General features: G+C 42.4%; 9 protein-coding genes and 2 pseudogenes. 5 read left to right on the top strand and 6 right to left on the bottom strand.

Features of this window, described 5'->3' with window-relative positions; translation table 11 throughout:
• Positions 1–1273: NFACT family protein (locus tag F6K38_RS30135; RefSeq protein ID WP_287358749.1), on the bottom strand; the 1273-nt coding region annotated here is incomplete at its 3' end.
• A 197-nt stretch (positions 1274–1470) separates the two neighbouring features.
• Here F6K38_RS30135 and F6K38_RS43655 point away from each other — a divergent pair.
• The 3 genes and pseudogenes from F6K38_RS43655 to F6K38_RS30125 all read left to right on the top strand — a co-directional run.
• A pseudogene (locus F6K38_RS43655) lies at positions 1471–1581 on the top strand (type II toxin-antitoxin system prevent-host-death family antitoxin); the annotation flags it as partial.
• Positions 1582–2379: 798 nt separating this feature from the next.
• Positions 2380–3174 carry a phycobilisome rod-core linker polypeptide gene (locus F6K38_RS30130; RefSeq protein WP_287358747.1) on the top strand — a complete coding sequence of 265 codons (795 nt, stop codon included), beginning with the start codon at positions 2380–2382 and terminating at the stop codon, positions 3172–3174.
• A gap of 269 nt (positions 3175–3443) precedes the next feature.
• Positions 3444–3776: a Nif11-like leader peptide family natural product precursor gene (locus tag F6K38_RS30125; RefSeq protein ID WP_287358745.1), complete on the top strand. Its 333-nt coding sequence runs from the start codon at positions 3444–3446 to the stop codon at positions 3774–3776.
• Between the two features lie 43 nt (positions 3777–3819).
• Here the strand turns inward: F6K38_RS30125 and cpeY are convergent, their stop codons facing one another.
• From cpeY to cpeB, 5 genes are all read right to left on the bottom strand, one after another.
• Entirely contained in the window at positions 3820–5136 is a 1317-nt protein-coding gene (cpeY, locus tag F6K38_RS30120; protein WP_287358743.1) for a C-phycoerythrin alpha-cysteine-82 phycoerythrobilin lyase CpeY, read from the bottom strand.
• A gap of 2 nt (positions 5137–5138) precedes the next feature.
• Positions 5139–5624 carry an ankyrin repeat domain-containing protein gene (locus tag F6K38_RS30115; RefSeq protein WP_287358741.1) on the bottom strand — a complete coding sequence of 162 codons (486 nt, stop codon included), beginning with the start codon at positions 5622–5624 and terminating at the stop codon, positions 5139–5141.
• Positions 5625–5633: 9 nt separating this feature from the next.
• The gene (locus F6K38_RS30110) at positions 5634–5933 is read right to left on the bottom strand and encodes an ankyrin repeat domain-containing protein (RefSeq protein ID WP_287358740.1); all 300 of its coding nucleotides are present in this window, start codon (positions 5931–5933) and stop codon (positions 5634–5636) included.
• Positions 5934–6075: 142 nt separating this feature from the next.
• A complete protein-coding gene (gene cpeA / locus F6K38_RS30105; RefSeq protein WP_287358738.1) occupies positions 6076–6564 on the bottom strand; it encodes a C-phycoerythrin subunit alpha in 489 nt (162 codons plus the stop codon).
• Positions 6565–6667: 103 nt separating this feature from the next.
• On the bottom strand, positions 6668–7201 hold the full coding sequence (gene cpeB, locus F6K38_RS30100; protein ID WP_287358737.1) for a phycoerythrin subunit beta: 534 nt from the start codon (positions 7199–7201) through the stop codon (positions 6668–6670).
• Between the two features lie 190 nt (positions 7202–7391).
• Here cpeB and F6K38_RS30095 point away from each other — a divergent pair.
• Together F6K38_RS30095 and F6K38_RS30090 are read left to right on the top strand one after the other, a co-directional pair.
• A pseudogene (locus F6K38_RS30095) lies at positions 7392–7889 on the top strand (CHRD domain-containing protein); the annotation flags it as partial.
• A gap of 313 nt (positions 7890–8202) precedes the next feature.
• Positions 8203–8736: helix-hairpin-helix domain-containing protein (locus tag F6K38_RS30090; protein WP_502709614.1), on the top strand; the 534-nt coding region annotated here is incomplete at its 3' end.

Below are 8736 nucleotides of genomic sequence, written 5' to 3'. Positions count from 1 at the left end.
TTTTCTCAGGATTTAAGGGAATCTTGACTGGCTGGTTGGTTTCAAAGTCCGGTAGGGTGATCGATTTCATCCCTGGTTGCCAATCCTGGAGATATGCCATTAATAAGTCAGCTTTTTCTCGGGATTGGTCAGCTTGGTCAGATTGCTGTAAACGTTCCTTAAAGCTAGAGGCTTTTTGCCGTAGTTTTCGTAAGCTATTATTTAGCTTCTGAGTCAGTTGGTTATGCAACCGGGAAAACTCGTGTTGATTGAGCTGTTTGGTGTAGTAGGAATTTAGTAAGGTTTGGAGATTTTCAGCTGGTTTAACTATCCCCCAATCCATTACCGTATATCCTTGGTTTGTCCAGCCTGGCTGAAAAAGGTTGGTTGGTTGAAGGTTGGCAGGTTGAAGGTTGGCAGGTTGAAGGTTAGCAGGTTGAAGGTTGGTTGGTTGAAGGTTGGTTGGTTGAAGGTTGGTTGGTTGAAGGTTGGCAGGTTGAAGGTTGGTTGGTTGAAGGTTAACAGGTTGAAGGTTGTCTGTAGAGAACTTGCTAACGTTTAATAAAGTTTTTAACCATTGTTGCCAGCATTGAAATAGGTTTTGCCAGTCGGATTCTTCTAGGTTTTGGGTGGATTGCTTTGGGTCTAAACCAGCTGCTTGTACCATTGAGCGAGCGAGGGTGGGACTCAATCCTCGATAACTTTTGAGTAACTGATTTGCTACTGCTCCTGGTATCAAACTGACTCGTTCTTGCCAGCTTTGGTAGGGTTCAGTCAAACTGGGGCTGGTACCAGTCAGGGCTGGTGGGAGTTCGTAGGGTTGACCGGTTTGAATAGTACGGACGCTGGATTGCTGGTTACTGACTTGATGAGCAGTGGTGATAATCAGATTGTCAGCATCAGTGAGGATTAGGTTGCTGTATTTGCCGATAATTTCTACATACAAATGCCAAGTCGGGGGTTCTCCAGGGCGTTTGGCAAATTGCAGGTCTAATACTCTCTCCCAAGGGGCAATGGTTTCGATGGCAATTAGGGCGAAGCCACCTAACTGGTGCCTCAGTTGGTCACTAAAGGTGAAGGTGTCGGGAACCCTAGGGGGTGGATCTCCTATGCAAATCCGGGCGGCTTGGGGATGCCAACAAATGGTGAGCCAACCTCGACCATTTAGGGTGCGTAGGGCGATAGCAATGGTGTAGCGATCGCGTTGATAGACTTGTTCGGTACGTCCTGGTACCCAGGTAGCACGGAGCTCAGAACAAGCAGCGGTCAGGGTGGTATAGTCAACAGGTTGCATGGGCTAGGTGCCAGATCTGAGCTTCGTAGGATTCGAGTTTGAGAATGCGTTCCCGTAGCGGCTCAATGCTTAGCATCGAATTTGGGCTAAGGCTATGGGAGCGCCCTCTAGTCCAGTTCCCATTTTGGGCATTTACATACTATTGTATAAGTCAGCCTTAGGGCTACGATGTTAGTCGAGAAACTACCTCTTCTCAAGTAAAAGCTCACCTAGCCAGTGTCCTAGATCAAGTACAGGATGGCCAACCAATTATTGTCGTCAAAAATTTGCTCAAGCCTGGGAGTAGACTGAGGCCACAGTCAAGTTGATGGTCAGGGATTTCAATTCGATTTGGGTCCATAGTCGCAAGGCCAATACTGCAGCAGAAAGGGCCGGGTTAGCTGACGCAACCTGGAGTTGGCATGACTTGATCAGGGATCCCACACGGTGCTGATCGACCACCAAATTTTCCAAATAATAATTTTTGTAAATTTGTTTCTCATAAATTAGGACAAGATCGCACCTATTGGTTATTTTTAGTATGGATTGCTTAATCAAGCAATTAAAGACGATTTAACAAAACTCGCGGAATTTCCCACCCCTCTTAGGGTGGGGATGGATAGCGAAACGACAACTTGTGATGATTTTTCATCACGATTCATATTAGAATAAAGATGGTTGCTGACCCGCCTGACTGACTAAAATGCTACCTTACAAACGGTCTGATATTCTATCAGTTTTCAGACCATTAGGTGTGCAAAGTACTAGCTCCAGATCAGGGAAGAGACAAGCCCCGGCTGGTTGACCATAGAGTCGTAATTCCAAGGTGAGTTTGTCGAAAAAAAAACTATACGTCCTTAGAAGGCGGATGTCTGCCTGTGGACGCTGAGTAAGACCAATTCCAGCAGGCGCGCGCCTCCAAGGCCGGGGAACCCGGCCTTGGGTCGGGCCTCTGGTTGAGGCGTCGGCGGATGAAGCGGGAAGCCCATTTGACGGATAAGACCGTCCCTGAACTGACCTGAGAATTGGAAGCCCCAACCTCAGCGAACGCGCCCCGCGTGACCAAAGGTCAAGCAGGTTGGGGTACTTCACAAAGTTAAGCTTTTTTAGTATTTAGGAGAAAGTGGATGGGAAATTTAGCTCGTTCGGCAACCCTCGGTTTGGATGCCTTTGAAGGAGACCCTTTAGAAATGCGTCCTAATCAGACTGAAGAGGATTTACAAATCATCATTAGGGCTGTTTACAAGCAAGTCTTGGGAAATGAGCATTTAATGGAAGAACAACGTCTGGAAAGTGCTGAAGCACTTCTCCGGGATAATGACATTACTGTTCGTCAGTTTGTGAGGATAGTAGCTCAATCCAATTTCTATAAGTCACTTTTCTTCCATTCCTCTTCTCCATACCGCTTTATTGAACTGAATTTCAAACATTTGTTAGGTCGTGCGCCTCAATCTCAACAAGAAATTCAAGAGCACGTTCAAATCTATTACGAACAAGGATATGATGCTGAGATTGACTCCTACATCGATAGCGAAGAATATATTTTGAGCTTTGGAGAATATATAGTTCCTTATCCTCGTAATATTCGTTCCCAAGTTGGTCTCAACAACGAAAGCTTCAATCGGATGTTTTCCTTGTTAAGAGGTTCTCCTACTAGCGACAGAAATAACAGTGCTCAATTAATTACCTCTGTCGCCTCCAATATGGCTACTCCAATCGAGCCGCTTGCTATGGGCAATGGTGCGAACTATGACAATACTGGTAAACGTTTTAAGATTACCTATTCTAGTTCCCAGGACTTCGCTCGTGCGCAAAAAGTCAGCAAACAACAGATAACAGTAAGCTTTGATTGTATGTCAAAAGCATTTCAGAATATTCATGAAGTAGGAGGTAAGATTATTAGCATTACTGAGGCACTTTAAAAAGCTCCTCTGTGACCAGCAGCAATTGTCCTAGGTTACCTTAAAACTAATGATTAAACCTAATCTATCTAATCTATGATTAGATAGATTAGGTTTTTTTAATTTTTTTTTTAGACTGGGACAGGATTGCATAATTTAACACTGGTATTGAACACTGGTATTGAACACTGGTCGCTGACCTAAGTAAGCAGAAATGTTTCAGGATTAATTAAAAAATTCATTCGGGCTCAACACATAAACTTAACAACTTAGAAAATATCTTGTTTTTTATGTCTAAACAACAACTCATGGACTTTATTGTTGCTGTCAAAAAAGATGAATCATTGAAAGCACAATTAAAAGATGCCCAGCCCGAAGAAATTATCCGTATTGCCCAACAAGCAGGATTTAAGTTCTCCGAAGAGGTTAAGGGGAGATTTAGGAATCGCTGGGCAGGAGTCTACAGCTGTCCTCAAAGGGAGGATATTAACGAGATCTGTCCAGCACTTTGTCCGCCAGGTTTTAAGTCATTAGCTGAGTACTCTCAGTCAACCTGCTCTCCTTACGACAAACAAGAAAAATATGATTTTCGTTCTGGATTTAAATATACTAATGTAAGATAGTTTACTAAATAACATAGTTTGGGGTTTGGGGATTTTCGGGACATCAAGTCCCTGAATCTCCCCGCTCTACCTCCCTACCCCGCTTACCCTGAGGGGGGTAACTCTTGCCCTTTAGTTGAATCAGCCAATCAGAGTCATTAGCACAAAGAGCGCGACCACTTGAATCACCCAAATAATCTAATGCTAATAAACAAGCATACTTTAATTTCCAAACTTTACTTTCAAGACCAGCTTTTAAATGGGGAATTGCTTGCTTGTTACCTAAGTTACCTAAAGAGATAGCAGCAGCAATTCTCGATTTGACAAATTTGTCTCCCAAATTAAGTAAGGTATCCACAAAGAGATCGTAAGCAGGTTCGTATTTCAACCAACCAAATAGTTTAATAATATGGTAGTGCGCTCCGTAATCTTCCTGAGCGTTTTCGTCAAAAGATTTTTTTAATATTTCTCCAGCATTAGGGTAAAAATCGAGCATCGCCTTACTGGCCAAATAACAATAGGCAAAATCTGTATTGTAGAGGTCTTGAATTACTCTTTCTAAACTCGGTTTTTGGGGATATTCATAAGCCATTTTAAGGTCTTGGGGATGATCCCAAATTGCTAAATCGAAACTCGATTCCATTACAGAATAATCAATGGTTCCTTTTTCTTGTGCCTGATCTGCTAAAAATCGCATTCCCCGAAGACGTAGAGATTGGGAAACAGGAGCAGCAGCTATATCAGGAATAGCCAAATCGTATTCTAAATCCATCAGGTCTTGAATCGCTCCTCGCCGGGCGTGAATGTTTTTATCATTCAAGAATTTGATAATTCGATAGACTTGATTGTCATCTCCTGATAACTTACAGGTAGCAGCTATGGCTGCACAAGCTATGGCAGAATCTTCTGATTCCGTAAATCGAGCAATTCTTGCCAATGCTGGTTTATAATTGAGTTTAGTTAGAGTTTGAATGATTACTCGATAAATTTGTCCTTCTTTCTCTAATAATTGAGCAATTTCTTCCAGAATGTCCTGATTAGATGTCCCAATCTCGCCGATTGCCCAAACAGTATTTTCTACCATATAGCGATCATTATCCGCCAAGAAAGGTGCCATGACTTCGATGGCATGATTAACTTTTAAGCGTCCTAATGATTCGATGGCTTTACGCTGTGCTTGACGATTTTCCCGTGCAGGATTAGGGTCTTGCAAAACGTTGATTAGTGCTTTGATTGAGCGTTCCGTAGGAAAGTTTACCAAATGAGCTGCTGCTAGATAACGGTGATATTTTTCTTTTAGTTGTTCTACTGGTGTTTCCAAAAGTTCAATCGCTTTTTCTTCTGATAAACCAGGAAATAAGTTTAGAAAAGGACTAGTCATCTTTAAATTGAGGATTTGAGCAGTTTGACAATATCGCTATAACCTTGCTTTTGAGCCATCATCAATGCTGTGTAACCATATTCGTCTTGGGTATTAATATCTGCCCCAACTTTAAGCAAGGTTTTTACCGCATCTAGATGACCATGAGCTGCTGCCATCATCAGTGCAGTCCAACCATGTTCATCTTGAGGGTTAATATCTGCTCCATAGTTGAGCAAGATTTTTACGGTTTCTGTATGTCCCGATGATGCTGCTGCCTGTAATGCGGTTCCGCCATATTTATCTATCGCATTTACCTCTGCACCCTTTTCAAGTAAAACTTGTAAGGTCTTAGTTTGCCCTTCCCGCGCTGCCCACATCAATACCGTTCTACCAAAGAGATCATCTTTTCCATCGATATTAGTAACGTTTTCAAGTAATAAACCTAAAGTCTTAGTATCACCCCTCTTAGCTGCCTCTATTAATTGAGCGTTTATCTCAGCAATCATAATATTAATTTATTCTTTTGCTCCGCTATCCCTGAGAATTTGCTGGATCTCTTTTAAGTTGAGTTTGATAGCATATTTTAATGGGGTATAATCCCAATCATTTATGGCATTAACATCAGCTCCTTTCTCGATCAAAAATTCCACAATCTCCCTATAGTTACGAGATACAGAACGCATTAGAGGAGTGGCATTTTCTTTATCCTTAACATTGACATCAGCCCCTTGGGCTACTAGGGATTTTACAGCTTCTAGATCTCCATCTTTACTTGCCTGTAAAAGTCCTTCGTTAAGATCATTTGTAGAATCCATAATTATCTGTCAAAAACCAATCAAAAACCAACTGATAAAGTTAAATAACCCTGAGCAGTAAACTTAACCAATAAAGCTAAGCATCCTGCCCAGAGTTTTATAAAAAGAATTAACTCATCAAATTAAATTGATGGCAATGTCCCTAGGACATAGAGTTAATTAAATAGTCGATATAACCAGTCAATTCTGTGGCAGCTTGAGCAGACATATCGCGAGGAACGCAGATACGGTCTCTTACTTTAGTGAAGGCAGCCACATAAGCAGCAGTATTGATTCCGAGGGCGCGGTAAACTTCACGGGCTCCCGCAATACCCCATTCGTCAAGAGGCCCAGTACCACCAATAACTAAGCAATAATTAATTAAGCGTAGGTAGGTAGTTACATCGCGAATACATTTGTCTTTGCGAACTTCAGGAGTGCAACCTTTACTAATTCCGTCGGGAAATTCTGCATAAACTGCATCAACAGCTTCTTTAGCAACGGCTTCGTAGTTGGAAGCTAGCTTGTCTGCTGCTTCTAGACGCGCATCAGCGCGTTGAATATTACCAGCAATAGATTCTAAATCAGATCCACTGGGATATCGACCTGCGGTATCTGCTGAAGCAATCGTAGTGGTTAACACTGATTTCATGACTCAAGTATCTCCTATTTTTCAATTAGTGTCATTGCAGCTCAAACAACAGCTTGATTAAAACTCCTTTAATCAGCCTTAAAACTTGTCTAACCAGCTAAGGTTAGCTAATCGCTGTCGTTACTGCATCGAAATAACCAGAAATTTCTGAAGCTAATGAGGCGCAATCACCTTGAGTTACAGTCATTTTGCGCTGAGAAGCTGTGTTAGTTACAAAGGCAAGAGCAGCAGCTTTCATAATGTTGACAGCACGACTGACACTACCTGTAGGAACACCTAATGCGGAGTAAGTTTCTTTTAAGCCGTTTAAGCAACGGTCATTGAGTACAGAAGCATCTCCTGCCAAAATAGCATAGGTGATATAACGTAGAACGATATCCCCATCCCGCAGGCAAGCAGCCATTTTGCGATTGGTATAGATACTACCACCAGGTGCTGTCAGACCCTCGTTTTCGCACACAATACCAGATACAGCATCAGACACGATACAACTAGAGTTGCTAGTAATGAAGCTCGCAGCATCTAGACGGCGGTTTCCCAAAGAAACAAATTGTTTGAGAGCATCTAGGTCACCACCACCGAGAAATTCACCCTTTTGGTCTGATGCAACTACTGCTCTGGAAAAAGCATCGAACATTTGTTTGTCCTTGAATTTATACAAAAGGTTTATGGATATCTCTATGAAGATACAATAATGAAGGTTCTCTTAGTCCTGTTTCTGAGAAACAATGTAATAAAAGTTTATATTTTAGCCTAATCCGCAAGAAGACCCACGCCTAGTTGTCCTCAGAGCGTGGTGAATCCGCAGTTGACACTCCCCAGCAACTGGCTCTGCTAGCTTAGAACTCAATGATGCTGGTACGGAACTGACTTACAGTATTAACGTTTTTGGTGTTGACTTTAGCCAGCTAGCCGATGTACCAAGTCCTGCAAATGCTCTAGATGTTGCTACCTTGCTCCATTTTCACCAAGCTCCCCGTGGGGAAAATGGTCCGGTAGTCTTTGGTATTTTTGGTCCGGATCAGGATAATGATGACCGCACGGTTACCTTGAACTCCGATGGCTCAACCACTATCTCAGGAATTTGGGTTCTTGATGATCCTGCCAGTACTTCCTTGAGTAGACCTCTTGCAAAAATAAATATCAAATCAAAATCTATCCCTTTTGCCTTTTGCCTTTTGCCTTTTGCCTTGTCAACACCCACGGTTTATGAGACTTATGCAAGAGGTCTAGTGATATTGCTCCTGGACTGCTGGCTACTGCTGCTGGTGCAGATACCGTACTCTATTTCAATCTTCACTCAGAAAATGACCCAGCAGGGATAATTAGAGGACAAATCATTGCTACCCCTGTCTCCGAACCCTTTTCAGTATTAGGGTTACTAGCGGTGGGAGTCATTGGTGCAGGTTCAGCCATCAAGAGAAAGCTAGTAAGCTAGTACTCTGTACTAGTACTGTGTCAATTTAGTTTTTAGGGTTAGGTGTTAGGGGTTAGGTTAATGGTTAATGGTGCTTGGTTAATGGTTAATGGTATTAGAAATAATGTTAGGTTAATAGTGTTAGGTTATAGTATTTAAACCCTAATCCCTAATCCCTAATCAGGAAACGTAAAAGTCTAGTTACCCCGTCAATTTAATCGATGGTTAAAATCATCAGCCGCAAATCCTTAGGTACTCAACCTGTCTATGATATTGGTGTCAAGAGTGACCATAATTTTATTTTGGCAAACGGTCTTGTCGCTTCCAATTGCTTCAACAAATCTCACTCCACCGCCTATGGCTATGTAACCTATCAAACTGCCTATCTCAAGGCGAATTACCCAGTTGAATATATGGCAGCGCTGCTGACAGCGAGTAGTAACAGCACGGACAAGATACAGAAATATATTGCTACTTGCTCAACCATGGGGATTGAGATTTTGCCACCGGATATCAATCGTTCTGATTTTGATTTTACCCCAATCTCTAATAGTATATTGTTCGGGTTTTCAGCAATCCGGAATTTGGGACACGGAGCAATTAATTGTATTATCAAGGCTCGGGAGACTGGTGGTGAGTTTAAGGCTTTGGCAGATTTATGCGATCGCGTGGATTTGCGCACCCTTAACCGCCGTGGTTTGGAAGCATTGATTTACTGTGGTGCCTTTGATAGCATTCAGCCCAACCGCCAGCAA

Source organism: Moorena sp. SIO3B2 (assembly GCF_010692525.1).
In the GTDB taxonomy this organism is placed as follows: domain Bacteria; phylum Cyanobacteriota; class Cyanobacteriia; order Cyanobacteriales; family Coleofasciculaceae; genus Moorena; species Moorena producens.
Note: the sequence above shows the minus strand (reverse complement) of the source record. Positions and strands in the feature narration are given on the sequence as shown.

Excerpts from the sequence above, each read along its gene's own strand:
- F6K38_RS30130 (WP_287358747.1), top strand. The coding sequence starts at position 2,380 with ATGGGAAATTTAGCTCGTTCGGCAACCCTCGGTTTGGATGCCTTTGAA.
- F6K38_RS30125 (WP_287358745.1), top strand. The coding sequence starts at position 3,444 with ATGTCTAAACAACAACTCATGGACTTTATTGTTGCTGTCAAAAAAGAT.
- cpeY (WP_287358743.1), bottom strand. The coding sequence starts at position 5,136 with ATGACTAGTCCTTTTCTAAACTTATTTCCTGGTTTATCAGAAGAAAAA.
- F6K38_RS30115 (WP_287358741.1), bottom strand. The coding sequence starts at position 5,624 with ATGATTGCTGAGATAAACGCTCAATTAATAGAGGCAGCTAAGAGGGGT.
- F6K38_RS30110 (WP_287358740.1), bottom strand. The coding sequence starts at position 5,933 with ATGGATTCTACAAATGATCTTAACGAAGGACTTTTACAGGCAAGTAAA.
- cpeA (WP_287358738.1), bottom strand. The coding sequence starts at position 6,564 with ATGAAATCAGTGTTAACCACTACGATTGCTTCAGCAGATACCGCAGGT.
- cpeB (WP_287358737.1), bottom strand. The coding sequence starts at position 7,201 with ATGTTCGATGCTTTTTCCAGAGCAGTAGTTGCATCAGACCAAAAGGGT.